This is a genomic window from Bradyrhizobium sp. Pha-3 (assembly GCF_042258325.1).
In the GTDB taxonomy this organism is placed as follows: Bacteria; Pseudomonadota; Alphaproteobacteria; order Rhizobiales; family Xanthobacteraceae; genus Bradyrhizobium; species Bradyrhizobium elkanii.
The window spans coordinates 4,631,254-4,655,030 of sequence record NZ_CP170151.1 but is presented as its reverse complement, the minus strand read 5'-3'; the positions used below and the strand labels follow the sequence as shown (position 1 = coordinate 4,655,030).

The 23,777-nt window shown below is 65.0% G+C and carries 26 protein-coding genes; 14 read left to right on the top strand and 12 right to left on the bottom strand.

What is annotated here, in order from left to right; genetic code table 11:
- Positions 1-22 precede the first annotated feature (22 nt).
- From ACE10X_RS21730 to ACE10X_RS21715, 4 genes are all read left to right on the top strand, one after another.
- Complete coding sequence (locus tag ACE10X_RS21730) at positions 23-1,312, top strand: hemolysin family protein (RefSeq protein ID WP_304555495.1); 1,290 nt, start codon at positions 23-25, stop codon at positions 1,310-1,312.
- Positions 1,313-1,433: 121 nt separating this feature from the next.
- Positions 1,434-2,033, top strand: coding sequence for a formyltransferase family protein (locus tag ACE10X_RS21725; protein WP_018271570.1), 600 nt, complete (start codon positions 1,434-1,436; stop codon positions 2,031-2,033).
- Between the two features lie 193 nt (positions 2,034-2,226).
- The gene (locus tag ACE10X_RS21720; protein WP_076828571.1) at positions 2,227-2,586 is read left to right on the top strand and encodes a hypothetical protein; all 360 of its coding nucleotides are present in this window, start codon (positions 2,227-2,229) and stop codon (positions 2,584-2,586) included.
- A gap of 121 nt (positions 2,587-2,707) precedes the next feature.
- Complete coding sequence (locus ACE10X_RS21715) at positions 2,708-3,085, top strand: hypothetical protein (protein WP_085970757.1); 378 nt, start codon at positions 2,708-2,710, stop codon at positions 3,083-3,085.
- A gap of 92 nt (positions 3,086-3,177) precedes the next feature.
- Here ACE10X_RS21715 and ACE10X_RS21710 read toward each other — a convergent pair whose 3' ends face one another.
- Complete coding sequence (locus ACE10X_RS21710; RefSeq protein ID WP_038387136.1) at positions 3,178-3,576, bottom strand: RidA family protein; 399 nt, start codon at positions 3,574-3,576, stop codon at positions 3,178-3,180.
- 142 nt (positions 3,577-3,718) lie between these two features.
- Between ACE10X_RS21710 and ACE10X_RS21705 the strand changes: the two genes are divergently transcribed.
- The gene (locus ACE10X_RS21705) at positions 3,719-4,594 is read left to right on the top strand and encodes a DMT family transporter (protein ID WP_038387135.1); all 876 of its coding nucleotides are present in this window, start codon (positions 3,719-3,721) and stop codon (positions 4,592-4,594) included.
- Between the two features lie 89 nt (positions 4,595-4,683).
- On the opposite strand, the gene ACE10X_RS21700 is transcribed toward ACE10X_RS21705, so the two are convergent.
- Both ACE10X_RS21700 and cysK read right to left on the bottom strand, forming a co-directional pair.
- The gene (locus tag ACE10X_RS21700) at positions 4,684-4,923 is read right to left on the bottom strand and encodes a BrnA antitoxin family protein (protein ID WP_018271567.1); all 240 of its coding nucleotides are present in this window, start codon (positions 4,921-4,923) and stop codon (positions 4,684-4,686) included.
- 18 nt (positions 4,924-4,941) lie between these two features.
- Positions 4,942-5,916, bottom strand: a complete 975-nt coding sequence (gene cysK, locus ACE10X_RS21695; RefSeq protein WP_038387134.1) for a cysteine synthase A — start codon at positions 5,914-5,916, stop codon at positions 4,942-4,944.
- A 226-nt stretch (positions 5,917-6,142) separates the two neighbouring features.
- Here cysK and ACE10X_RS21690 point away from each other — a divergent pair, with 226 nt between their 5' ends.
- Positions 6,143-6,358: a hypothetical protein gene (locus ACE10X_RS21690; protein WP_028332087.1), complete on the top strand. Its 216-nt coding sequence runs from the start codon at positions 6,143-6,145 to the stop codon at positions 6,356-6,358.
- Between the two features lie 9 nt (positions 6,359-6,367).
- Here ACE10X_RS21690 and tgt read toward each other — a convergent pair whose 3' ends face one another.
- On the bottom strand, positions 6,368-7,501 hold the full coding sequence (tgt, locus tag ACE10X_RS21685; protein ID WP_038387133.1) for a tRNA guanosine(34) transglycosylase Tgt: 1,134 nt from the start codon (positions 7,499-7,501) through the stop codon (positions 6,368-6,370).
- A gap of 248 nt (positions 7,502-7,749) precedes the next feature.
- Between tgt and ACE10X_RS21680 the strand changes: the two genes are divergently transcribed.
- The 4 genes from ACE10X_RS21680 (at position 7,750) to ACE10X_RS21665 (ending at position 11,891) form a co-directional block, all read left to right on the top strand.
- On the top strand, positions 7,750-8,883 hold the full coding sequence (locus ACE10X_RS21680; protein ID WP_038387132.1) for a patatin-like phospholipase family protein: 1,134 nt from the start codon (positions 7,750-7,752) through the stop codon (positions 8,881-8,883).
- 96 nt (positions 8,884-8,979) lie between these two features.
- On the top strand, positions 8,980-9,729 hold the full coding sequence (locus ACE10X_RS21675) for a TetR/AcrR family transcriptional regulator (protein ID WP_038387131.1): 750 nt from the start codon (positions 8,980-8,982) through the stop codon (positions 9,727-9,729).
- Positions 9,730-9,991: 262 nt separating this feature from the next.
- Positions 9,992-10,609, top strand: coding sequence for a PepSY domain-containing protein (locus ACE10X_RS21670; RefSeq protein ID WP_051003186.1), 618 nt, complete (start codon positions 9,992-9,994; stop codon positions 10,607-10,609).
- Between the two features lie 244 nt (positions 10,610-10,853).
- Positions 10,854-11,891: an aspartate-semialdehyde dehydrogenase gene (locus ACE10X_RS21665; protein ID WP_038387130.1), complete on the top strand. Its 1,038-nt coding sequence runs from the start codon at positions 10,854-10,856 to the stop codon at positions 11,889-11,891.
- 193 nt (positions 11,892-12,084) lie between these two features.
- Here the strand turns inward: ACE10X_RS21665 and queA are convergent, their stop codons facing one another.
- From queA to coaD, 5 genes are all read right to left on the bottom strand, one after another.
- Positions 12,085-13,161 carry a tRNA preQ1(34) S-adenosylmethionine ribosyltransferase-isomerase QueA gene (gene queA / locus ACE10X_RS21660; protein ID WP_038387129.1) on the bottom strand — a complete coding sequence of 359 codons (1,077 nt, stop codon included), beginning with the start codon at positions 13,159-13,161 and terminating at the stop codon, positions 12,085-12,087.
- A 114-nt stretch (positions 13,162-13,275) separates the two neighbouring features.
- Complete coding sequence (locus ACE10X_RS21655) at positions 13,276-13,740, bottom strand: peptidylprolyl isomerase (protein WP_028340742.1); 465 nt, start codon at positions 13,738-13,740, stop codon at positions 13,276-13,278.
- On the bottom strand, positions 13,716-14,156 hold the full coding sequence (locus ACE10X_RS21650; RefSeq protein ID WP_304555497.1) for a hypothetical protein: 441 nt from the start codon (positions 14,154-14,156) through the stop codon (positions 13,716-13,718). Before ACE10X_RS21650 ends, ACE10X_RS21655 begins: the two co-directional genes overlap by 25 nt.
- A gap of 6 nt (positions 14,157-14,162) precedes the next feature.
- Positions 14,163-14,726, bottom strand: coding sequence for a peptidylprolyl isomerase (locus ACE10X_RS21645; protein WP_028340744.1), 564 nt, complete (start codon positions 14,724-14,726; stop codon positions 14,163-14,165).
- A gap of 46 nt (positions 14,727-14,772) precedes the next feature.
- On the bottom strand, positions 14,773-15,270 hold the full coding sequence (gene coaD, locus ACE10X_RS21640; RefSeq protein WP_038387126.1) for a pantetheine-phosphate adenylyltransferase: 498 nt from the start codon (positions 15,268-15,270) through the stop codon (positions 14,773-14,775).
- A gap of 266 nt (positions 15,271-15,536) precedes the next feature.
- Between coaD and ACE10X_RS21635 the strand changes: the two genes are divergently transcribed.
- The 3 genes from ACE10X_RS21635 (at position 15,537) to ACE10X_RS21625 (ending at position 18,954) form a co-directional block, all read left to right on the top strand.
- Positions 15,537-15,794: a hypothetical protein gene (locus ACE10X_RS21635; RefSeq protein WP_038387125.1), complete on the top strand. Its 258-nt coding sequence runs from the start codon at positions 15,537-15,539 to the stop codon at positions 15,792-15,794.
- Positions 15,795-15,959: 165 nt separating this feature from the next.
- Positions 15,960-17,858: a KUP/HAK/KT family potassium transporter gene (locus ACE10X_RS21630; protein ID WP_051003185.1), complete on the top strand. Its 1,899-nt coding sequence runs from the start codon at positions 15,960-15,962 to the stop codon at positions 17,856-17,858.
- A 118-nt stretch (positions 17,859-17,976) separates the two neighbouring features.
- Positions 17,977-18,954 carry a phosphotransferase family protein gene (locus ACE10X_RS21625; RefSeq protein WP_038387123.1) on the top strand — a complete coding sequence of 326 codons (978 nt, stop codon included), beginning with the start codon at positions 17,977-17,979 and terminating at the stop codon, positions 18,952-18,954.
- Between the two features lie 36 nt (positions 18,955-18,990).
- Here the strand turns inward: ACE10X_RS21625 and ACE10X_RS21620 are convergent, their stop codons facing one another.
- Together ACE10X_RS21620 and ACE10X_RS21615 are read right to left on the bottom strand one after the other, a co-directional pair.
- Positions 18,991-19,182 carry a hypothetical protein gene (locus ACE10X_RS21620; RefSeq protein WP_038387122.1) on the bottom strand — a complete coding sequence of 64 codons (192 nt, stop codon included), beginning with the start codon at positions 19,180-19,182 and terminating at the stop codon, positions 18,991-18,993.
- Positions 19,179-19,988, bottom strand: coding sequence for a transglutaminase family protein (locus ACE10X_RS21615; RefSeq protein ID WP_038387121.1), 810 nt, complete (start codon positions 19,986-19,988; stop codon positions 19,179-19,181). Before ACE10X_RS21615 ends, ACE10X_RS21620 begins: the two co-directional genes overlap by 4 nt.
- 254 nt (positions 19,989-20,242) lie before the next feature.
- Between ACE10X_RS21615 and ACE10X_RS21610 the strand changes: the two genes are divergently transcribed.
- Positions 20,243-20,422, top strand: a complete 180-nt coding sequence (locus ACE10X_RS21610; RefSeq protein WP_038387120.1) for a hypothetical protein — start codon at positions 20,243-20,245, stop codon at positions 20,420-20,422.
- A gap of 414 nt (positions 20,423-20,836) precedes the next feature.
- Here ACE10X_RS21610 and gyrA read toward each other — a convergent pair whose 3' ends face one another.
- Entirely contained in the window at positions 20,837-23,563 is a 2,727-nt protein-coding gene (gene gyrA, locus ACE10X_RS21605) for a DNA gyrase subunit A (protein WP_375764558.1), read from the bottom strand.
- Between the last annotated feature and the right edge of the window lie 214 nt (positions 23,564-23,777).

The window sequence follows — 23,777 nt, the reverse complement described above, 5'->3', positions numbered from 1 at the left end:
CCGCCAATGTTTAGGGACTCCCGTGTTATATCTGGAACTTGCGATCGTGGCGGTCTTGATCGTCGTCAACGGTCTGTTGGCGATGTCGGAGCTCGCGATCGTCTCCTCGCGTCCGGCGCGCCTTGCGGCTCTGGTCGAACGAGGCGTCAGCGGTTCGCGCCGCGCACTTGCACTGGCCTCCGATCCCGGCAAGTTCCTCTCCACGGTGCAGATCGGCATCACGCTGATCGGCGTGCTGTCGGGCGCCTTCTCGGGCGCAACGCTTGGCCAGCGTCTGACCCAATGGCTGCTTGAGCTCGGCGTGTCTGCAAGCATCGCCGACGCGGTCGGCGTCGGCCTCGTCGTCGGCGTGATCACCTATGCCTCGCTGATCGTCGGCGAGCTGGTGCCGAAGCAGATCGCATTGCGCGATCCCGAGTCGATCGCGGTCAAGGTCGCGCCGGCCATGACCATGATGGCGCGGCTGTCGCTGCCGCTGGTGTGGCTGCTCGACCGATCCGGCAAGCTGCTACTGTGGGTGCTCGGCCATCGCGAGGATGCACAGGACCGCGTCAGCGAGGACGAGATCAAGACGCTGGTGGTGGAGGCCGAGAACGCCGGTGTGCTCGAGCCCGGCGAAAAGGAGATGATCGCCGGCGTGATGCGGCTTGGCGATCTTCCGGTCGGCGCCGTGATGACGCCGCGCCACGAGGTCAGCCTGATCGACCTCGCCGCCCCCGCGGCCGAAATCCTGGCGACGCTGCAAAAGAGCAGTCACTCGCGCTGCGTGGTGTTCGACGGCAATCGCGATCATGCGCTCGGCATCGTGCAGGCCAAGGACGTGCTCGACGTCTACCTCGCGGGCCAGACGCCCGACATCCGCGCGCTGACGCGCGATGCGCCGATCATTCCGGAGACCGTCGACGCCCGCGACGTGGTCGCGATCCTGCGCGACTCCAGAGTGCATATCGGACTCGTCCACGACGAGTACGGCACCTTCCAGGGCGTCGTCACCAGTGCCGATATCCTCGAAGCCATCGTCGGTGCCTTCCATACCGAGGAAGGCCCGGCCGAGCCCGCCTATGTCCGGCGCGCCGACGGCTCCTATCTGATCTCGGGCTGGATGCCGGCGCTGGAATTCAGCGAACTGCTTGGCATCGCGTTGCCATCGCCGCGGCCGTACCAGACCGCGGCCGGCTTCCTGCTGCATGAATTCGGCGCGATCCCCGATGTCGGCGCGAAAACCACCGCGCAGGGCTGGGAATTCGAGATCGTCGACCTCGACGGCCGGCGCATCGACAAGGTTTTGGCCAGCAAGCAGCCGGCGGCCTGACATTTGCCACCCGGCCGTCCTGTTGATAAGCGGCAAGACAGCGAAACAGGCGGCTGCGGTGTGCTATCGGCATAGCGGCGGCCTGAATAATCCTCGAGTAAACCCCACGGAATAGATCCCCATGCGCATTACCCTTGTCGGTTCCCGCCATTTCGGCGTGACGACCCTGAACATGCTGCGCGAACACCACGTCACGCTGGTCAGGGTGGTCGTCCATGACGGCGAGGACCGGCTGGCGGCAGCGGCCAGGGCGGCCGGCATCGAGGTCGTTGTCCAGGCTGATCCCAAGCTGGTGACGGCCGCCGAGATCGCGCCGGACACCGACCTGATCGTGACCGCCCACAGCCACGCCCGGGTCAGCAGGGAGGCGCTTGCCGCGTCCAGGCTCGGCGGCATCGGTTACCACCCGTCGCTGCTGCCGCGCCACCGCGGCATCGCGGCGGTGGAATGGACCATCAAGGAAGGCGATCCGATCGCCGGCGGCAGCATCTATCACCTCGCCGACCGCATGGACGCCGGCGCGATCGCCGCGCAGGACTGGGTGTTCGTCAAGAAAGGCGAGACCGCCCGCGAGCTGTGGGAGCGCGCGCTGGCGCCGCTCGGTTTGCGTCTGCTCGCCCAGGTCATCGACTATGGCAAGGTCAACGGCTCGCTGCCGGCCAAGGTCCAGGATGAGCAGTTTGCGACCAAGGCGCCGAATCTGAGCCCCGGCAAACACTAACCCGAGCTAGGGTATATGAATACCTCGTTCGGAAAAGCCATGCTCGGATTTTCCGTTCCTGATCCGGAACCGAATTCACCATGATGTGTTTGAGTTCACAGGAACATTTGGGGACTCTCGCGACGCAGCAAATTTTGAACACATTGTGACAGGATAAGCCGCGTCATCACACGAAATTACAGGGATTTGATTCATGCGTTCGATCCGCATTCGCGACCTGATTTTGGTCACCTCGGTCGCCTCGGCCGCCGCCCTCACCGCTGCTCCCGTGTCCGCCCAGCAGCCTTATGACGGCCTTTGGAACGTCACCGTCGTCACCAAGACCGGCAGCTGCGAACCGTCGCAGAGCTCGACCGTGACTGTCGCTGAAGGAAAGATCTCGGCCCAGGGCGCGGCGATCTCCGGCACCGTCGGCAGCGGGGGACTTGTGCGAGTCTCGATCAATGGTGCATATGCGAACGGACAACTCAGTGGCAACTCCGGATCGGGGAAGTGGAATGGGGCATCAGCTGGCGTACCGTGCAGCGGCCGATGGGAAGCGTCCCGTCAGTAAGATCACCAGCCTATCAAGTTTCTTCGCCATCGCGCGGCGGCCAGCATTTGCTGCCGCCGCGTTTTTCGTGATCGCACTCGCAAGCACCACGGGCCATGCCCAGTCCGGCCCGTTCGCCGGCATGGCGGGCACCTGGTCGGGTGCCGGCTCGGTCATGCTGGACGACGGCTCCAGCGAGCGCATCCGCTGCCGCGCCACCTATCACGTCGGTGGGCCCCGCATGACCATGAGCCTCACCTGCGCCAGCGACGCCTACAAGTTCAACCTGGCGGCCGATGTGCAGGCCGAAGGCAGCGCGGTCAGCGGCAATTGGAGCGAGTCCAGCCGCAATGTCAGCGGCTCGTTGCAGGGTCGCGGCGGCGGCGGCAACTTCCAGGTCGTTGCCAGCGCTCCCGGCTTCAATGCCGACATCTCGATGCGCACCACCGGCAACAAGCAGGCGGTCACGATCAGGGCCGACAGCCAGTTCCGCGGCGCCAGCATCACGCTGTCGAAGTAATCGATCCGCGCTCAGGCGAGAAAAGCCCTCGGGTCATCCCCGAGGGCTTTTTGCTGGCTGGATGCCAATCGCCCACACCCGTCGCAGCGGTGCTATGCCGCAGGCACGAATGCCGTGACCTCGATCTCGACCTTGGCGCGCTGATCGACCAGCCCGCCGATATAGAGCAGCGTCGACGGCGGGAAATTGCGCCCGAGCGTCTCCTTCCACGCCGCGCCGATACCGGCGCCCGCGGCCTCATATTCGCTGCGGCTGGTCAGGTACCAGGTCAGGCGGACGATGTGCTCGGGGCCAGCACCGGCTTCGTTCAACAGCTTGATGATGCGCTTCAACGCGGTGCCGACCTGGGCGGCCATGTCGGGGGCGTAGTCGCCCTTCTCGTCGCCGCCGGTCTGCCCCGCCAGCACGATCCACTTGCCGGGCGCGTCGAACGCGACACCGTGCGAGAAGCCGCGGGGTTTCGACCATTCGGCCGGTTGCAAGACGCGCATGAGCAGATCCTCCTGATTTGATTTTCCCGATCTGCTTAGCAGAGATCGCGCGGGTGACGCATCACCGCGCAGGCAGAATTGCGCGTTGCAAATTCATGGCAGCTCGCCGATACCGGGCCCCCTCCTCCGCTCGTTCCCCGTCATGGATCGCACGCCCTCAAAGACCCGCGCAGCATTGTGGATGTCCGGCTGGCTCGCGCTGATGTTGATCGTGGCGGTGGCCGGCCGCGAGGCGACGCGCGAGGTCAACGTCTTCCAATTGATGGCCGTTCGCGGCGTGCTCGGCTTCGCGATGCTCTATCCGCTGATCCACATGAATGGCGGATTTGCGATCGTGAAGACGGCACGGGTGCACGTCCATATCGCGCGCAACCTGATCCATTTCTGCGCGCAGCTCGGCTGGTTCTTTGCGGTGACATTGATCCCGATCGGCCAGGTGGTCGCGATCGAGTTCACGATGCCGATCTGGACCGCGATCCTTGCGGCGAGCTTTCTCGGCGAGCGGATGACGGCGTGGAAGATCGTCGCGATCGTGCTTGGCCTTGTCGGCGTATTCGTGATCGTGCGGCCGGCGGCCGGCGCGATCAATCCGGGCCAGCTGATCGCGCTTGCCGCGGCAGTCGGCTTCGGCATCTCGGTCGCTGTGGTCAAGTCGCTGACGCGGACCGAGCAGACCCTGACGATCATGTTCTGGATGCTGGTGGTGCAATCGCTCGCGAGCATCGGGCCTGCGCTCTACGTCTGGACCTGGCCGCCGCTCTCGACCTGGGGCTGGCTTGTCGTGATCGCGTTCTGCGGCACCTTCTCGCACTATTGCATGGCACGCGCCCTGCTCCACGCCGACGCGACTGTCGTGATCCCGATGGATTTCGTCCGCGTGCCGCTGACGGCGATCGCCGGCTGGCTGATCTATGCCGAAAGGCTCGATGTCTACACGGTGCTCGGCGCGGCCATGATCCTGGCCGGCAACCTCATGAACCTGAAACCGACCGCAAGGAAGCCGGCGCGCGCAAGATGACGCTCGCGTCGCGCCGCAGCTAGCGCCGCCCGCGCCCTGCCAGCCAAAGGCCCGGGGATCGTCCCGGGCCTCCTGGTTTCGAAAGCGTGTTACTTTCCGGCGGCCTTGCGCAGCGCCGCGTTGATGCGGTCCTGCCACCCGGGGCCGCCCGCCTGGAAATACTCCAGCACGTCCTGATCGATCCGCAGTGTGACCTGCTCGCGGACGCCGGGGACAGCGACGGTCTTTGGCACCGCGTCCGCGACCTTGGTGGTGGCGCGCTTGAACGCCGCCTCGGCTTCGCTGCGGGCATCGTTCAGGGTTCGCGGTCGCCTCGGCTGGTCGGCCATATGCTGGATTCCTGTGTCTCAGATTCCTTCAAACAGTACCGTCGACAGATAGCGCTCCGAGAATGACGGCACAATCGCCAGAATGGTTTTGCCGGCCGCTTCCGGCCGCTTGCCGATCTGCAAGGCGGCTGCGATCGCGGCACCCGACGAGATACCACCGGGGATGCCTTCGTTGCGCGCCAGCTCGCGCGCGGTCTCGATCGCGGTCGCGCTGTTGATCTTGACGATCTCGTCGATCACGGAGCGGTCGAGGATGTCAGGGATGAAGCCGGCGCCGATGCCCTGGATCTTGTGCGGGGTGTGCTGGCCGCCCGACAGCACCGGGCTCTCTTCCGGCTCCACCGCGACGACGCGCAATGACGGCTTGCGCGGCTTCAGCACCTGACCAACGCCGGTGATGGTGCCGCCGGTGCCAACGCCGGCGACGAAGTAATCGATGTTGCCGCCGGTGTCGTTCCAGATCTCCTCGGCGGTGGTGCGGCGATGGATCTCGGGATTGGCGAGGTTCTTGAACTGCTGCGGCATGACAGCGTTGGGCGTCGTGCGCACCAATTCTTCCGCGGTCGCGATCGAGCCCTTCATGCCCTGCGCGGCCGGCGTCAGCACAATCTCCGCGCCGAGAAAGGCGAGCATCCGCCGCCGCTCGATCGACATCGATTCCGGCATGACGAGCTTGAGCCGATAGCCGCGCGAGGCCGCGACATAGGCGAGCGCGATCCCGGTGTTGCCCGAGGTCGGCTCGATCAGCACCGTGTCGGCGTTGATGATGCCGGCCTTCTCCATCGCCACGATCATCGCCGCGCCGATGCGGTCTTTCACGCTGGCCGCCGGATTGAAGTATTCCAGCTTGGCGAGGATCGTCGCGTTGATGCCAGCCGCCTGCGGCAATCTGCGCAGCCGCACGATCGGCGTAGAGCCGATCGCATCGACGATGGAGTCAAAGACGCGGCCGCGTCCGGGTTGCACTGCACTCGTTGTCGACGGCGCGTCCATCAAGCGGCTCCTGTAGCGGGATGTGCTGGAAATATGCGGTCTTGTCTCATTAGAAGCAGCGCATCATGACGCGCAAGTGAGAAACCGCCGTGGCGCGAATTCGTTGCATCGCAAAATAAGAACCTACGCAAATAACGTAAAACCTACGCATTTGTGTTGCGACATGGTCAAACAAATGCGTCTATATACTTTCGTCAGGTGCAGCTCAGAACGCAAAGGAGGTCACATGCCAGCTCTCGCTGAAGTTCTGTCGACCACAGCGTCCAGGCCCGATCCGCGCGGCTGCGATTTGCCGACCTGTCCGGTGTGTGCTGACTCCATGGTGGCGGCGGAAGCCTCCGCGTACCTGTTCGACAATCTGATCAGCTATCTCTGGACCTGCGACAACTGCGGTTACGGGTTCGTGACCAAGCACGCGGTGAAACCGATCGTGTGCAACTGATCACACAGCTCATCTTGGAGCGATGTCACCGCGCGCCCAACCGGCGCGCGTTTTCGTTCTGAAGTCCTCGAACGTGCCGTTCGCCACCGCATCGCGGATGCCCTGCATCAGCTGCTGGTAATAGGCGACGTTGATTTCGGACAGCAGCATTGCCCCAAGTGTTTCGCCCGATCGCACCAGATGATGCAGATAGGCGCGCGAATAGCCGTTGGCCGCCGGCCACGGGCTCTCGTTGTCGAGCGGACGCGGATCGTCGACGTGCCGGGCGTTGCGCAAATTGATCTGCCCGAAGCGGGTGAACGCCATGCCGTGGCGTCCGTTCCGTGTGGGCATCACACAGTCGAACATGTCGACGCCGCGCGCCACCGCCTCGAGGATGTCCTCCGGCGTGCCGACGCCCATCAGATAACGCGGTCGATCGACCGGGAGCGCTGGCGCAGTCTCCTCGATCATCGCCAGCATCACCGCCTGCGGCTCGCCGACCGCGAGCCCTCCGATCGCATAACCGTGAAAGCCGATGTCGGTCAGCCCGCGCGCGCTGGCGTGCCGCAGATCCGGGACGTCGCCGCCCTGTACGATGCCGAACAGCATGTAGCCGTCCGGCGCCGCCGCGAAGGCGCGCTTGGAGCGCTCGGCCCAGCGCAGCGACAGCTGCATCGCGCGCTCGATGTCGGCGCGCTCCGCCGGCAGCCGGACGCATTCGTCCATCTGCATGGCGATGTCGGAGCCGAGCAGCCGCTGCACCTCGATCGAGCGCTCCGGCGACAGCTCGACCTTGGTGCCGTCGATATGCGAGCGGAAGGTCACGGCCTTCTCGGTCACCTTGCGCAGTTCCGACAGCGACATCACCTGGAAGCCGCCGGAATCCGTCAACATCGGGCCGCCCCAGCCGGTGAAGCGCTGCAGGCCGCCAAGCCCGGCAATGCGCTCGGCGCCGGGCCGCAGCATCAGGTGATAGGTGTTGCCCAGCACGATATCGGCGCCGGCATCGCGCACCTCGCGCCAATGCATGCCCTTCATCGCGCCCGCGGTGCCGACCGGCATGAAGGCGGGCGTCCGCACGAAGCCGTGCGGCGTGGTCAGGCGCCCGGTGCGGGCGGCGCCGTCGGTTGCCAGCAGCTCGAAATGATTGGGAAGATTCATGCGGCTGCTTATTGCGTGTCGCCGGTGCCCGATCAACCCGTCGGATAACGGCCCTCGCGCGACTTCGTGAACATCGACAACCGGCCGGACGCTTGCCTTGCATCGTCCGTCCCGTTAAACAAAACGAAACCGTGTCGTTTTATGACAACAATATGGCAACCGGCTTCCGCAGCGACGTCAATCCGCGAACCTGACTGGCAGAGATGGTCTCACCCCGTAGCGCCCGGCCCGCCGGCGCCGGCCCTCGGATGACGGCCGCCCGCGCGATCCGGCACGCGGTCCTGCTGTGCGGCCTCGCCTTGGCGCTGGCGGCCTGCAGCTCGCTGCCGCGGATGCCCTACACGGCCGCCGATGCCGCCAATTCGCGGGTGCTCGACCTCGACGGGCTGCGCCGCTATGCCGACGAGCCGGCGTCAAAATTCAAGCTCGAGAAAAGCGACCTCGCCCCGATCAAGACCTACCTCGCCCTCTCCGGCGGCGGCGCCGACGGGGCCTATGGCGTGGGCGTCCTCAACGGATGGACTGCGGCCGGCAACCGCCCGGCCTTTTCGGTCGTCTCAGGCGTCAGCACCGGCGGACTGATTGCGCCCTTTGCTTTCCTTGGCCCGCGCTACGACGACACGCTGAAGGAGGTCTACACCTCGGGCATCGCGGAAAGCCTGCTGCAGGATCCGAGCCTGATGCGGGTGCTGTTCGGCTCCGGCCTGTTCGGCAACAAGCGACTGCGCGAACTGGTGGCGCGCTACGTCGGTCCGCACATCCTGAGCGAGGTGGCGCGCGAAAACGCCAAGGGCCGAAAGCTCCTGATCGTCACCACTGATCTCGACACCCAGCGCACGGTGATCTGGGACATGGGACGGATCGCCGCTGTCGGAACGCCCGAGGCGCTGCAGCTGTTTCGCGACGTGATGGCCGCCTCCGCCAGCATCCCGCTGGTGTTTCCGCCGATCATGATCGACGCCGAGGGCCAGGGCCGGCGCTTCCAGGAGATGCATGTCGACGGCGGCGTGACCGCGCCGGTGCTGACGCTGCCGGACGCGCTGCTGTTCCGCGAGCGCGGCTGGCCCGCCAATGGCCGCATGAACATCTATATCCTCGTCAACAAGAAGCTCGAAGGCAACTTCGAGCTGGTGTCGAACTCGACGATCGACGTCGCCTCGCGCAGCATTTCCGCGATCACGCAGGCGCAGACGCGCTCCGTCATCCTCTCGACCTATGACTTCGCCCGGCGCAACCGGGTGGGTTTCCATCTGTCCTACATCGAGCGCGACTATCCGGCGGCGGAAACACAAGGCTTCGACACCGCCTATATGCGCGCGCTCTACCAGTACGGATACGACAAGGCCGCCGCCGGGCAGGCCTGGACCACGACGCCCCCGTAAGCGGCCTGCTCCCGGTACCGCCGAATGGACGAATCCGCACCGCGCGGGTTATAGACCGGAAAGACCCGTCCGAAGCACAACGAGATGAATGGGCAAATGGGATTGACGGCAACCAAGGCCAAAGCGGCCAAGCGCAGCGTGATCAAGTCACGCGGCGGCCGGCCGACGCGGGATGCCGCGATCGAGCGCGACCAGCGGCTGATCGAGGTCGCCACCCGCCTGTTCCTCGAGCGCGGCTTCGATGCGACGTCGATCGACGCGGTGGCCGAGGCCGCCCGCGTCAGCAAGCCCACCGTCTACGGGCAATATGGCGACAAGCGAGGCCTGTTCGCCGCGGTGCTCCGCCGCGAGATCGCGCGCTGGCTGGCCCCGCTCGCCGCCGCGGCGGCCGAAGCGCAGACCGGCGGCAACTGCGACGGTTCGGTCGAGGAACGGCTGACCGAGCTCGGCCGCCAGTTGTTGGTGCTGAATTGCAGCGCCGACTCCATCGCCTTCAGCCGGATCCTGACCGCGCAGGCGATCAATTTCCCCGAGGTCGCCAAGCTTGCCGTCGACGAGGGCTGGTCGAAAGCCGTGTCCACGACGGCGCATTTCTTCGACCATCTGGTCGATAAGGGCGTTCTCGACCTCGAGGACACCACGATCGCGGCCGAGACATTCCTCAACATGGTGGTCGGCCACACCCACCGGATGGCGACATTCGGAATTCCGATCGACATGAAGACCGCCGAGACCCGGATGGAAGTCTCGATCCGGCTGTTTCTCGCCGGCGCCGTCGGGCCGCAGGACCGGCTTCGCGATACGGCCAAGGAAGCGACGAAGGCGCGCCGCCGCCCGGCCCGCTAACAGTTTTAGGATCGTTGCATCGCCTCACACGTTGTCGTGATGAGCCTTGAAGGAAACAGAACGAAACCGTATTGTTTAGTTGCAATGAGACGCGGAACCCAAGTTCAGCCCCCCAACGGTTTCGTGTCGCCTTGTAACTTCGATCGTCACGACGGAGCTGCCGCCATCGCTCCGTCTGAACGTTCGGCGGCCGACCTCTGACTAACAAAGGTCGGCCGCACTTTCTTTGCCCGGGCGGCGGTTCGACGCGACGGATGCGACCATGACGACGGGACGATTACACGCACTGCGGCATTGGGCATTCGGCACGCGGCTGCTGGCAACCGCGCTCATTGCCCTGCCCTTCGCGACGCCGGCTTACGCGATCACGAGCTCAACTGCCGCGGCGCTCACCCCGCAGGACAACGACACCGCGCTCGACGTGCACGCGGTTCGCCGCGAGCTCGACAGCTTCCAGGCGGCCCAGATCTCGCTGCGCAAGGCGATGGCGATTGCGGAGGCGCTGCACTCCGGCTCGATCACCGCCGACATCAGCTTCGACGGCGCGTCGGAGCCCGCGGTCTACCGGGTCAAGACCATGCAGCAGGACCGCATCTGGCGCCACGCCATTGACGCGGCGACCGGCGAAGTGGTGGGTGGCGAGGCCGCCGCGCCGCTGAAATCGCTCGGCGCCGAAGACCGTGACAACCTCGCCGTGCTCAGGGCGCTTCGGCATCGCCTCGCCGACGCCGTGCGGGTGGCCGAGCGCACGACCTCGGGGAAGGCGATCAGCGGCGGCCTGATGCGCGAACGCGGCAAGCTCAATTTCGTCATCGTCGTGCTCGCCGGCAGCGATCTGAAAGAGGTGATCCTCGAACCGCCCGGCGCGCGCAGGCGCTGAGGCCGGCGCGGGACTCGCCAAGTTTTCCCTCGCCAAGTTTTCGCCCAAAAGCCGTTGACGGACGCCGATCTGTCCCGCATAAGTCCGAGCCATGATCACCGCGACCAAACGCACCAGCAAAACCACCAAGCCCTCCGGGGCCTCGGGAGGCGTGCGCGCGTAGTCGGTCGAACCGCATCATCTCTACCCGAAGCCCCGCCTGATGAAGGTCCGGGGCTTTTTTATTGCCTGAAATACAACTCGAATGGAGGACAAAGTGAGTAACGATCCCGTCGTCGCGATTGTCGGCGTCACCGGCGCCGTCGGCGCCGAATTCATCGCCACCATGGACAAGCGCGGCTTCCGCGTCGGCAAGCTGAAGGCGCTGGCAAGCGCCCGCTCGGCCGGCAAGACCGTCAGCTTCCGCGGCAAGCCGGTCGCGATCGAGGAACTGACCGAGCGCGCCTTCGAGGGCGTCGACATCGCGCTGTTCTCGGCCGGCAGCGGCATCTCCAGGAAGTTCGCGCCGCTTGCCGTGAAGTCCGGCGCCGTCGTGGTCGACAATTCCTCGGCGTTCCGGATGGATCCGAACGTGCCGCTGGTGATCCCCGAGATCAACGCCAACCGCATCCGCGACCACAAGGGCATCATCGCCAACCCGAATTGCGCCGCCATCACCGCGCTGGTGCCGCTGTGGCCGATCCACCAGAAGAACCGCATCAAGCGCGTGATCATCTCGACCTACCAGGCCGCGAGCGGCGCCGGCGCAGCCGCGATGGAGGAGCTCGTCGAGTCCACCCGCGCCAATCTCAACGGACAGGTCTACACCCCGAAGGTGATGCCGCACCCCTACGCCTTCAACCTGTTCAACCACAACACCGCTGTTGATCCGGAGACCGGCTACAACGACGAGGAGACCAAGGTCATCAAGGAGACCCACAAGATCTTCGAGGACGAGAAGATCGCGGTCGGCGTCACCTGCGTGCGGGTGCCGGTGCTGCGCGCGCATTGCGAGGCGATCACCTTCGAATGCGAGAAGCCGATCACCGAGGACCAGGTGCGCGCGATCATGGCGCGGGCGCCGGGCGTCAAGGTCGTCGACGATCGCGCCAAGAACTACTTCCCGATGCCGATCGACGCCTCCGGCCAGGACGACGTGCTGGTCGGCCGCATCCGCAAGGATCTCAGCGATCCCAGCGGCCACTCGATCTCGATGTTCGTCGCGGCCGATCAGCTGCTGAAGGGCGCGGCCCTCAACGCGGTGCAGATCGCCGAGCTGCTGCCCGAACGCGCGATGGCATGAATGCAAGAACCGTCATCCCCGCGCAATGGCGCAGCCATTGTCGCTGGAGGAGCCCGCGCGGCGGGCGTCTCGAAGGATACATCGGCCCCAGTCGGGCCGTCGCCCTTCGAGGGCCGCTGAAGAAGCGGCCGCCTCAGCGACAAAGGCGAAGCCTTTGCGCGGGGGTGACGGTGAAGCAGCCGTGCTTGCTGAGCTAGCCTCGCGCGCGAAACAGCAGGCACGCATCACCGTAGGAGTAGAACCGGTAGCCGTCCCTGATCGCGTGGGCGTAGGCGCGTTGCATCGTCTCGAGGCCGGAGAAGGCCGAGACCAGCATGAACAGCGTCGAGCGCGGCAGATGGAAGTTGGTCAGCAAAATATCGACCGCGCGGAAGCGGTAGCCCGGCGTGATGAAGATCGAGGTTTCCGCCGCAAACGGCTCGATAGTGCCGTCGGCATTTGCCGCACTTTCGAGGAGCCGTAGCGACGTGGTGCCGATCGCGACGATCCGGCCGCCTCTTGCGCGCGCGGCATTCAAGGCGGAAGCGGTCTCGGCGGTGATGCAGCCCCATTCGGCATGCATCTTGTGCTCCGAGGTCTCCTCGGTCTTCACCGGCAGGAACGTCCCTGCCCCGACATGCAGCGTCAGGCGGTGCAGCTCGACGCCGCGGCTCTTCAGCGCGGCCTCCAGCGCGGGCGTGAAATGCAGCCCCGCCGTGGGCGCTGCGACCGCGCCCTCATTGGCGGCGAACATGGTCTGGTAGTCGCTGACGTCCTGGTCGTCAGGCGTGCGCTTGGAGGCGATGTAGGGCGGCAGCGGCGTGGCGCCGACATCGGCGATCGCCTGGTCGAGCACCGGACCATGGAACGAGAATGACAGCGTCACCTCGCCCTCCTGCCCCTTGGCCTCGACCTCTGCATCGAGATTGCCGAGCAGGCAGACCCTGCCCTCATTGCCGAAGCGGATGGTGTCGCCCGGGCTGAGCTTCTTCGCCGGCTTCACCAGCGCCTGCCAGCGCGAGCCGTCGAGCCGCTTGATCAAGGTCGCCTCGATCTTCGGCTCGGTGTCGCGTCCGATGCGGCGACCCTTGAGTTGCGCCGCGATCACCTTGGTGTCGTTGACGACGACCTGATCGCCCGGCTCCAGCCACCGCGGCAGGTCGGCGATCGCGGCGTCGCGCAGCACGCCGTCCGAATGCACCACCAGCATCCGCGCCGCATCGCGCGGGCTCGCAGGGCGAAGCGCGATGCTTTCCGGGGGGAGTTCGAAGTCGAAGAGATCGGTGCGCATGGCGGTGACTAATACCTCAGCGCCGTCATTCCGGGGCACGCGAAGCGTGAACCCGGAATCTCGAGATTCCGGGTTCGATGCTGCGCATCGCCCCGGAATGACGGAGTGTTTGACTTACGCCGCGTCGACGGCCATGCGTGCCTTGACGATCTTGTCCGGATCCTTCACCGGCTCGCCGCGCTTGATCTTGTCGACGTTCTCCATGCCCTCGGTGACCTTGCCCCAGACGGTGTACTGGCCGTTGAGGAACGAGGCGTCGTCGAAGCAGATGAAGAACTGGCTGTCGCCGGAATCCGGATTGGCGGCGCGGGCCATCGAGGCGGTGCCGCGGACATGCGGCTCCTTGTTGAATTCGGCCTTCAGCTTCTTGCCGGAGCCGCCCATGCCGGTGCCCTGCGGGCAGCCGGTCTGCGCCATGAAGCCGTCGATCACGCGGTGGAACACGATGCCGTCGTAGAAGCCCTCGCGCACCAGCTCCTTGATCCGCGCGACGTGGCCGGGCGCGAGATCCGGGCGCATCTCGATCGTGACCGGGCCCTGGGTGGTTTCGAGGATCAGAGTATTTTCGGTAGCAGCCATGCTCGCTTCTCCTGGCTTCGGGGTGGATACTTCTTATTCCTGAACGGGATTGCGAATGGACGGCCGGCGACCGCGCCGCCCAGGCTCTCGGTAAATGGCAACGGCGTGCAGCGTTGCAACGTCTCCATCACCGCGATCCGGTATGCAATCCGGTCGTTGTCGGTCGCCTCCTGCGATTCATAGCTGATCCTGGGATGTCCGAGGATCGCGCCCTCGCGGTTGAAGCTGACGATGACGGTGATGTCGATCGGGCCGGCCTTGTCCGCCGGCGGCGGCCGCCAGCAGCGGTGGATGGCCAGAACAACGTCCTTGATCGTATTGAGTTGCTCCGGCTCGGCCGCCGCTGATCCGGTCAGCGCGAGCCACACCAGCGGCGGCGCGGCGAACCAGGCACGTGGTTTGCTGCGCGCCGCCATCGCGGATCACTTGATGTCGGATGCGACCTGCACCTTCACCATCTTGTCGGGATCGGTGACGGCTCCGCCAGGCGAGCCCGCAGATGCCTTCTTCAGCTTGTCGACCACGTCCATGCCCTGCACCACCTCGCCGATCACGGTGTACTGGCCATTCAGGCTCGATCCGTCGGCGAACATGATGAAGAACTGCGAATTGGCACTGTCGACGCTGTCGCCGCGCCGGGCCATGCCGACGATGCCGCGCTTGAACGGGACCTGGGAGAATTCCTGCTTCAGGTTCGGATATTTCGAGCCGCCGGTGCCGTTGAAGTTCTGGCCGTCGCCGGTCTGCGCCATGAAGCCGTCCATCACGCGATGGAACGGGACGTTGTTGTAGAAGCCCTCGCGCGCCAGCTGCTTGATGCGCTCGGCATGCTTGGGCGCGATGTCGGTGCGCAGCTTGATGACGATACGGCCCTTGGTGGTGTCGATCACGATCGCATCGGCCTTGTCGAGATTGGCCGGCAGCGGCTGCGCGACCGCGGGCACGACGCAGAGCAGCGCGGCAACGAATGCAAGAATGCGGATCATGGCAACTCCGGAGCTTTAACGTTCGGGATGTGGCAGGCCGCCGGGATCAGCCGGCGAACTTGGCCTTCAGGCTAGCGGCGACCGATGACGGCACGAATGAAGAGAAGTCGCCGCCCATCTGGGCGATTTGGCGCACCAGTGTGGCGGTGATCGGGCGGACCGTAACCGACGCCGGAACGAACACGGTATGTACCTCGGGCGCCATCGCCTCGTTCATGCCGGCGAGCTGCATCTCGTAGTCGAGATCGGTGCCGTCGCGCAGACCGCGAATCATCAGCGTGGCCTTGGTCGCGCGCGCCGCCGCCACCGTGAGGTTGTCATAGGTCGCGCTCTCGAAGGCGCAGCCTGCCTGCTGGGCGATGGGGCCGAACACCTCATGGACCATGGCCAGCCGTTCCTCGGTGGAAAACAGCGGCTTCTTGCCGGGATGGACGCCAATGGCGACGATCAGGCGGTCGCAGAGGAAGACGGCCTGTTTCACCACGTCCAGATGGCCGTTGGTGACGGGATCGAAGGAGCCAGGATAGATCGCGATACGGGACATGGTCCCTCCTAACCCGCCCGGCTCTCCCCGGCAAGCCGCCCGGGTTCCATCGCCTGCTCGAAACAAATTTCCAGTCGTCCAGTGAACGAGTCCTGGGATGCCAGCGTCTACGGGGGTGAATGTTTCGTCGGCCGTTGGCGGACGAAACAAAACCGGCCCGCGACGAAACCATTTCCCGGGGTGGCGAAGACACCAGGAAACTTGCGGCCGGTAGACATTGGACAACGAAACGACGGGCCCGGGGGCCCGATCAACTGGGGACCGTCATGATCAAGGCACTTTCCGCCATCGCTGTCGCCGCGTTCATTGCCGCCGCGCTCACCGTGCTGCCGGGCTTTGCGCCGCAGGTCGAAGCCTCCACCCCGCAGCCGCTGGCCAAGAGCGACCGTCTCGACGTCCACCCGGTCGGCAAGGACTGCTCGCAGCAGGCCTGGCCGAATTTCGAGGCCTCGTGCCTGCGCACCGCCGGCAACAAGACGGTGGTTCGCGAAGCCCGCCTGGTTACCGCCGACCGTACCCCGTAGCGCATTCAAGCGAAGTCGATCGTCAGCCTGGCGTAAGGTCAGGCCGTCACACAAAACCCAATGGTAATTTGCGACGTCCCGTCGCAGACTATCGTCTACGGCGCCCGGCCGGATAACCCGGCGCGCGCAAGACATCGGGGGATTGCCGTGACGAGTACGCCCGCCATCGTTTCTTCTGGCCACCCCCCGTCCAGTCCGATCCCGGTTGCCGTCACGCTCGGTGCCCTCGGCGTCGTCTATGGCGACATCGGCACCAGCCCCCTCTACGCACTGAAGGAAGCCGCCAAGGCCGCCACCCATGGCGGTCCGCTCACCGAGAGCGCGGTGCTCGGCGTGGTCTCGCTGATCCTGTGGGCGCTGATCCTTATCATCTCGATCAAATACGCGATGCTGATCCTGCGCGCGGACAACCGCGGCGAAGGCGGCATCGTCGCGCTCTTGGCGCTGCTCTCGGCGCGCAACGCGGCGCCCGGCACCTGGCGCGCCCACCTTCTGGTGGTCGGCCTGATCGGCGCCGCCCTGCTCTATGGCGACGGCGCCATCACGCCGGCCATCTCGGTGCTGTCGGCGATCGAGGGCCTCAAGGTCGACGCGCCCTCGCTGACGCCTGCGGTGGTGCCGATCACCGTCGTCATCCTGATCGGCCTGTTCATGATGCAGAAGCAGGGCACCGGCTTCATCGGGAGGATCTTCGGCCCGGTGATGCTGTTCTGGTTCGCCGTGCTGGCAGCGCTCGGCATTCACGGCATCGTCAAGGCGCCCGGCGTGCTGGTTGCGCTGAGCCCGCTCTATGCATTCGATTTCCTGATCCATCAGGATTTTCACGTCAGCTTCGCCATCCTCGGCGCCGCCTTCCTCGCGGTGACCGGCGGTGAGGCGATGTATGCCGACATGGGACATTTCGGCCGCTTTCCGATCCGGCTCGCCTGGTTCGCCGTCTGCCTGCCCGCCTTGGTGCTGAACTATTTCGGCCAGGCTGCGCTGTTGATCACCGATCCGACCGCGATCGAGAACCCGTTCTTCCAGCTCTCGCCGGACTGGTCGCATTACCCGCTCGTCCTGCTTGCGACCATTGCCACGGTGATCGCCTCGCAGGCCATCATCTCGGGTGTGTTCTCGCTGACCCAGCAATCGATCCAGCTCGGCTTCCTGCCGCGCATGCACATCGAGCACACCACGAGCGATGCGATCGGGCAGATCTACGTGCCGCTGGTGAACTGGCTGCTCGCCGCCGGGACACTCGGCGCAGTACTCGCCTTCGGCACCTCGGACGCGCTCGCCGGCGCCTACGGCATCGCAGTGTCGCTGTTGATGGCAATCACCACGCTGCTTGCAGCGCTGGTCGCGATCCAGTGGGGCTATTCGCCGATCATCGTGATCGCGGTGAACGGCTTCTTTTTCGTGATCGACGCGATCTTCTTTGCGGCGAACTCGACCAAGCTGTTCGAAGGCGGCTGGTTCCCGCTGCTGCTCGCCGCTGCGGTGGCCTTCCTGATGCTGACCTGGCGCGGCGGCGTAAAACTGGTCGAGACGGCGCGCAGCAAGCTGCGTCAGCCGGAAGAAGATCTGATCGAGACCGCGGTCAACAAGTGCCACAGCCGGCTGCCAGGCACCGCGATATTCCTCGCCTCCGCCCCTAACGGCGTGCCGCTCGCCTTGACCCAGTTCGTCAAGCACAATCACGTGCTGCACCAGCGCGTGCTGCTGGTCACCGTACAGATCGAGGAATCCCCGCGCATCTCGGACGAGGATCGCGTCGTGGTTCACGACGTCACCCCGGGCATCATCCGGGTCATCCTACGTTACGGCTTCATGCAATATCCGACCGTTTACGAAGGGCTGAAGCTCGCCTGCCGTCAGGGCAAACTGCCCGGTCTCCGTCTGACCGATGTAACCTACTACATCGGCCGCGAGACCATCATCCCGCGGGAGGACATTCCGGGCATGTGGGTATGGCGGGAATCGCTGTTCGCCTTCCTGCAGCGCAACGCCGAGCGGTCGGCGGCGTTCTTCGGCGTGCCGACCGGACAGGTCGTGGAGTTCGGGACGGAGATCGAGATTTGATCCCGCCGCCTGCGTAGCTGCGTAGCCCGGATAGAGCGAAGCGCAATCCGGGACAATCGAAACCGCACCGCAAGCTCCCGGATTTCGCTTCGCTCCATCCAGGCTACGGCATTTGCAAATGTCCGACGATCCACCTCTTCAGCTGAAGCCGCGCCTGGCGATTTCGATCGACCAGGCGCAGGCGATCGTCGATCGGGTTGCGCCGGGCTCGCGCGTGGCAGGCATCACCGAGCTGCGCGGCGGCGAGATCAGCACGATCCTCGAGATCGTGCTGGCGGACGCGCCAAACTGCATTCTCAAGGTCTATCCCGCAGAGCTGCATTGGAAGATGGCGAAGGAGGTCTACGTCCTCGGGCGGTTGCGCGGCGTCGATATCCCCGTCCCCCGCATTCTCCTCGCCGACGACACGCGCTCAGTGATCGGCCTCAGCTTCGTGCTGATGAGCAAGCTCGACGGCATCGAGCTTAGCCGGCGCGATCCGGAGCTGAGCGAGCAGGAGCAATTTGCTATCTTCGCCGAGATGGGCGCGGCGCTGCGCAGGATCAACGACATCGCGCTCGACAGCTTCGGCTATATCGGCCCGAACGGGGTCTGGACGCCCCACCCGACCAACCGCGCCTACATGTCCGCGCAGTTTGAGCGCAAGCTGACCGAGTTTTGCACCCGGGGCGGAGACGCGGCGCTGGCCGAGCGGCTCCGGGCCGGCATCGCCGCCCGCGCGCACCTGCTCGACGCCGCTGACAGGCCCCGCCTTTGCCACTACGATCTGCATGCCGGCAATGTGCTGGTGACGCCGCAAGGCACGCCGCAGCTCCGCGGCATCGTCGATTTCGAGAACGCGACTGCCGGCGATCCTTTGATGGATATCGCCAAGGCACTGTACTACTTCACGCCGAAGGATGCCTCGCGACGCGCCGGCTTGCTCGCCGGTTATGGCGCGCTTGACCGCCCCGATTGGGAGGCCACGATCGCGCTCTACCGGCTCGCCTCAACGCTGGAGCTGTGGTGCTGGTTCGCGCAGATCGGCAAGACGGACCCGCTGGCCGGCCTCAGCCGAGAACTCGAGAATTCGACCGGCCAAGGCGTGGCTCATTGACCCAAATCGGACTGCGACATCCAAGGGCCTGAAAGTCTATTCGCCCGCCGCGAGACGACGAACGCCGGATGCAGTCAGGCCGAGTTCACCGAGCCGTCTGACTGCGTAGCCGAGACCGACCAGTCGCTCCCCGTGCAACTGGGGAATCTCCCGTTGCGCATCGCCCTTGCCGACCTCGACCAAGGAGGCGAACTCGTCCGAACTGAGGGCTTGGGGATCATCCGTCATGACACGACCTCGTCGGTCCAGACCTTGAACGAAATCAGCGTATTTGGCCCGAACGTCTGGGTGATCGGAACGTCGGAGGCATCCCGTCCCTGCGCAATCAGAACCCGGCCGATCCTCGGCACGTTGTTGCGCGGATCGAATGTATGCCAGCGCCCGCCGATAAAGGCCTCGAACCAGCCGGCGAAATCACCAGCCGCCCAAGGCAGCGGGGTGCCGATGTCGCTGAGATAGCCGGTGCAATAGCGCGCCGGAATGTTCATGCAGCGGCAGAAGGTAATAGCGAGATGCGCGTAGTCGCGGCACACGCCCTTGCCTTCGTCGAAGACCTCCCGCGCCGTCTTGGTGGCGCGGGCGTGCTCGTAGCCGAAAGCGATGTGGCGATGGACGAAATCGCAAATGGCCTGGACCCGCGGCCAGCCCGGTGGCGTGCCCTCGAAGAGCTTCCACGCGACCTCTGAAAGCCGGTCGGTCTCGCAATAGCGGCTGCCCAGCAGATAGACCAGCGTGTCGGCCGGCAAGTCCTCAATCGCGTGCTGACCGGCCGAAGCAAACACCGGATCAGGCTCGCCGCTGTCGCGCACGACGCCATCGGCCGCCAGGCGCATCGAACCGGCGGGCGCGACGATACGACTGCACCAGTTGCCGAAGCCGTCGCGATACGGCGTGATCGGCACCGCGGGGATGGTGGTCAGGTGATCGGGGACGATGATATCGGACGCGCGCGTGAAATGCGTGCCCAGCACCATGATCATGGGCGTCGGCTGCGGGAACTCGTAGTGCATTTCGAATCCGATACGAAGCTTCATTCGAAATACGTTCCTCTTTGTCCTACGGACATGGCGACGATGCGGTCGAATACAAGGTATGATCTGCTTGATTGGACAAATACCCGCATCGCGCGAGAAAGTGCTGGCTATTTGCTGCAATCGCGCGCAGGAACGCTTGCTGACTGGCGCGGCTTGCCAGCGCAAGGCGAACCCGACGAACGTTCCAGTCGGATGGTTGAAAGCCTCCTCCGTGCGTTCGAGAAAGGTTCGAACGCACTCACCGAAAGACCTTCATGCAAAATCTCTCGCCTCGTCACGTCAAGACTGAAGAGTCTGTGCGCCTCGGCGTGACTTCCGGTTGGTATTCCACAAAAGTCAGCGGAACATTCGTCACCGGCCCGCATGACACCGAAGCCGATTGCCTGCGCAAGATCGCCGAGATCAATCCTCCCCCGCCAAAGAAGAAGAAATAACTCCTGCGCAACCAAATTGGGCGCATGGGCAAAATGCCAACTCAGACGCATCTCGGCAAGATGGCCAAACAAACCCGCGTTCGCCTCCTCGAGGTTATCGTGAGTGCGCAGAAAGAGCCCACTCGCTGGAAATGGCATGTTTCCGAAGGCGGTTTGGAGCTCACGCACGGCTACGCGACGTCACGCGAAACAGCGCAACGGGACGGCGATAGCGCTCTGTTCACAATGCTGTCTGCGTCCCAGTCGCCCTGAGCGGGCTGCCGCTCGACGAACACAGACGCAGGTTCGCGAAGCCCGCCGAAACGACCCACGGGCGCAGCCCTGCGCGCCCGAGCAATCAGGCATTCATCAACCCGGCGGGGCGTGGCGCCCCAACCTGGAGGCGCATGCAACGAACCACGTTCGGGAACGGCCCTACTCGCCGTTCCCGTTCGCGCCGTTCTCTTCCTCCGGAATGTGCTCGACTGAGACCACGTGCTCGTCCTCGGCGGTGTCGAACACGATCACGCCCTGGGTCGAGCGGCCGGCGACGCGGATGTCGGCGACCGGGCAGCGGATCAGCTGGCCCTTGTCGGTGACCAGCATGATCTGGTCGGCGTCCTCGACCGGGAACGACGCCACCAGGTTGCCGTTGCGGTTGTTGACGCTCATCGCGACGATGCCTTTGCCGCCGCGGCCGGTGGTGCGGTACTCGTAGGACGAGGTCCGCTTGCCGTAGCCGTTGACGGAGACGGTCAGCACCACCTGTTCGGCCGCCGACAGTTCGGCATAGCGCTCCTGCGACAGCTGGATCGCATTCGCGGTCTCCTCGCCCTCGGCCTCGACCGGCTCCTCGGCCGCGGCCTCGCCGGCTACGGCGCGGCGCATCTTCAAGTAGGCCGAGCGCTCGTCCGAGGTGGTCTCGACATGGCGCAGGATCGCCAGCGAGATCAGCTTGTCGGCCTCGGCCAGCGCGATGCCGCGCACGCCCATCGAGGTGCGGCCGGTGAAGACGCGCACATCGGTGACGGGGAAACGGATGCACTGGCCGCCGGCGGCGGTCAGCAGCACGTCGTCATGCTCGGTGCAGATCTGGACGTCGACGATCGCCTCGCCTTCCCCAAGCTTCATGGCGATGATGCCGGATCGGCGCACGTCGACGAAGTCGGACAGCTTGTTGCGGCGAACCGTGCCGCCGGTCGTCGCAAACATCACGTCGAGATTGGCCCAGGAGGATTCATCCTCCGGCAGCGGCATGATCGTGGTGATGCGCTCGCCCTGCTCCAGCGGCAGGATATTGATCAGCGCCTTGCCGCGCGCATTCGGCGCGGCCATCGGCAGCCGCCAGACCTTCTCCTTGTAGACCTGGCCGCGCGACGAGAAGAACAGCACCGGCGTGTGCGTGGAGGCCACGAACAGGCGCGAGACGAAATCCTCGTCGCGGGTCTGCATGCCGGCGCGGCCCTTGCCGCCGCGGCGCTGCGCCCGGTAGGTCGACAGCGGCACGCGCTTGACGTAGCCCGCATGTGACACGGTGACGACCATGTCCTCGCGCTGGATCAGGTCCTCGTCCTCGACCTCGCCTTCCTGCTCGATGATCACGGTCTTGCGCGGCGTGGCGAACTGCTGCTTCACCTCGGCCAGCTCGGTCTTGACGATGCCCTGCACGCGGGCACGCGAGCGCAGGATGTCGAGATAGTCGGCGATCTCGGCCGCCAGCTTGTCGAGCTCTTCGGAAATCTCGTCGCGGCCCAGCGCGGTCAACCGCTGCAGGCGAAGGTCGAGGATGGCCCTGGCCTGCTCCATCGACAGCCGCAGCGTGCCGTCCTCGTTGATGCGATGCCGGGGATCGTCGATCAGCGTGATCATCGCCTCGACGTCGCGCGCCGGCCAGTCGCGCGACATCAGGGCCTCGCGCGCGGTGTTCGGATCGGACGAGGTCCGGATGACACGGATGATCTCATCGATGTTGGCGACCGCGATCGCGAGGCCGACCAGGATGTGGGCGCGATCGCGCGCCTTGCCGAGCTGGAACTTGGTCCGCCGCGTCACCACCTGCTCGCGGAACGCGACGAAGATGGTGAGCAGGTCCTTCAGATTCATGGTCTGCGGACGGCCGGAATCCAGCGCCAGCATGTTGGCCGGGAAATTGGTCTGCAGCGGCGTGAACCGGTAGAGCTGGTTGAGCACCACGTCGGGCACCGCTTCGCGCTTCAGCTCGATGACGACGCGATAGCCGTCACGGTCGGACTCGTCGCGCAGGTCGCCGATGCCTTCGATCTTCTTCTCTTTCACCAGATCGGCGATGCGCTCGACCATCGTCGCCTTGTTCACCTGATAGGGAATCTCGGTGATGACGATCGCTTCGCGATCTTTCCTGATCGTGTCGATGGTCACCTTGCCGCGCATCACGATCGAGCCGCGGCCTAGGTGGTAGGCCGAGCGGATGCCCTGGCGGCCGAGGATGACACCGCCGGTCGGGAAGTCCGGTCCCGGAATGATGTCGATTAGCTCGTCGATCGTGAGCGCCGGATTGTCGATCAGCGCCACGCAGGCGTCGACGACCTCGCCGAGATTGTGCGGCGGAATGTTGGTCGCCATGCCGACCGCGATGCCGCCGGCGCCATTGACCAGAAGGTTCGGGAACCGGGCCGGCAGAACCGACGGCTCTTTCTCGGAGTTGTCGTAGTTCGGCTGGAAATCGACGGTCTCCATGTCGATGTCGGCCAGCACGGCCAGCGCCGCCTTGGTCAGCCGCGCTTCGGTATATCGATAGGCCGCCGGCGGATCGCCGTCGACCGAACCGAAATTGCCCTGGCCGTCGATCAGCGGCACGCGCAGCGAGAAATCCTGCGCCATGCGGACCATCGCGTCGTAAATCGACTGGTCGCCATGCGGATGATATTTACCGATCACGTCGCCGACGACGCGCGCGGATTTCACGTATTTCTTGTCCGGCGTATGTCCCTGCTCATGCATCGAATAGAGGATGCGCCGGTGCACCGGCTTGAGCCCGTCGCGCGCATCGGGCAGCGCACGCGACACGATCACGCTCATCGCGTAATCGAGGTAGGACTTCTTCATCTCGTCGAGAATGGAAACGGGACGAATATCTGAGGGTCCCGGCGGCTCGCCGGGCTTGTGGTCGTCGTTATCGGACAAAGGGGAAATCCGGTCAGTTCTACTGGGGAATCATATAGCCCATCGGGGCCCTGATAACCACCCTTGCGCGGCTCCGGCAAGCCGTTTTTCCCTTCGTTTTTTCATGCACTTACGGGTGGAGCGCCGAGGTTCCGGCTGCTTGGTCGGGAAGCGCGTTGCGAATGGCGAACAGCGAATGGAAAAATCCCTATTCGCCCCTCGCCATTGGCTACCC

Coding starts and splice junctions, on each gene's coding strand:
- ACE10X_RS21670 (WP_051003186.1), top strand. CDS start 9,992: ATGACGACGGGACGATTACACGCACTGCGGCATTGGGCATTCGGCACG.
- ACE10X_RS21675 (WP_038387131.1), top strand. CDS start 8,980: ATGGGATTGACGGCAACCAAGGCCAAAGCGGCCAAGCGCAGCGTGATC.
- ACE10X_RS21635 (WP_038387125.1), top strand. CDS start 15,537: ATGATCAAGGCACTTTCCGCCATCGCTGTCGCCGCGTTCATTGCCGCC.
- ACE10X_RS21720 (WP_076828571.1), top strand. CDS start 2,227: ATGCGTTCGATCCGCATTCGCGACCTGATTTTGGTCACCTCGGTCGCC.
- ACE10X_RS21710 (WP_038387136.1), bottom strand. CDS start 3,576: ATGCGCGTCTTGCAACCGGCCGAATGGTCGAAACCCCGCGGCTTCTCG.
- ACE10X_RS21645 (WP_028340744.1), bottom strand. CDS start 14,726: ATGATCCGCATTCTTGCATTCGTTGCCGCGCTGCTCTGCGTCGTGCCC.
- queA (WP_038387129.1), bottom strand. CDS start 13,161: ATGCGCACCGATCTCTTCGACTTCGAACTCCCCCCGGAAAGCATCGCG.
- ACE10X_RS21615 (WP_038387121.1), bottom strand. CDS start 19,988: ATGAAGCTTCGTATCGGATTCGAAATGCACTACGAGTTCCCGCAGCCG.
- cysK (WP_038387134.1), bottom strand. CDS start 5,916: ATGGACGCGCCGTCGACAACGAGTGCAGTGCAACCCGGACGCGGCCGC.
- tgt (WP_038387133.1), bottom strand. CDS start 7,501: ATGAATCTTCCCAATCATTTCGAGCTGCTGGCAACCGACGGCGCCGCC.
- ACE10X_RS21625 (WP_038387123.1), top strand. CDS start 17,977: ATGTCCGACGATCCACCTCTTCAGCTGAAGCCGCGCCTGGCGATTTCG.
- ACE10X_RS21700 (WP_018271567.1), bottom strand. CDS start 4,923: ATGGCCGACCAGCCGAGGCGACCGCGAACCCTGAACGATGCCCGCAGC.
- ACE10X_RS21715 (WP_085970757.1), top strand. CDS start 2,708: ATGGCGGGCACCTGGTCGGGTGCCGGCTCGGTCATGCTGGACGACGGC.
- ACE10X_RS21705 (WP_038387135.1), top strand. CDS start 3,719: ATGGATCGCACGCCCTCAAAGACCCGCGCAGCATTGTGGATGTCCGGC.
- coaD (WP_038387126.1), bottom strand. CDS start 15,270: ATGTCCCGTATCGCGATCTATCCTGGCTCCTTCGATCCCGTCACCAAC.
- ACE10X_RS21655 (WP_028340742.1), bottom strand. CDS start 13,740: ATGGCTGCTACCGAAAATACTCTGATCCTCGAAACCACCCAGGGCCCG.
- ACE10X_RS21725 (WP_018271570.1), top strand. CDS start 1,434: ATGCGCATTACCCTTGTCGGTTCCCGCCATTTCGGCGTGACGACCCTG.
- ACE10X_RS21690 (WP_028332087.1), top strand. CDS start 6,143: ATGCCAGCTCTCGCTGAAGTTCTGTCGACCACAGCGTCCAGGCCCGAT.
- ACE10X_RS21610 (WP_038387120.1), top strand. CDS start 20,243: ATGCAAAATCTCTCGCCTCGTCACGTCAAGACTGAAGAGTCTGTGCGC.
- ACE10X_RS21650 (WP_304555497.1), bottom strand. CDS start 14,156: ATGGCGGCGCGCAGCAAACCACGTGCCTGGTTCGCCGCGCCGCCGCTG.
- ACE10X_RS21680 (WP_038387132.1), top strand. CDS start 7,750: ATGACGGCCGCCCGCGCGATCCGGCACGCGGTCCTGCTGTGCGGCCTC.
- ACE10X_RS21620 (WP_038387122.1), bottom strand. CDS start 19,182: ATGACGGATGATCCCCAAGCCCTCAGTTCGGACGAGTTCGCCTCCTTG.
- ACE10X_RS21665 (WP_038387130.1), top strand. CDS start 10,854: ATGGAGGACAAAGTGAGTAACGATCCCGTCGTCGCGATTGTCGGCGTC.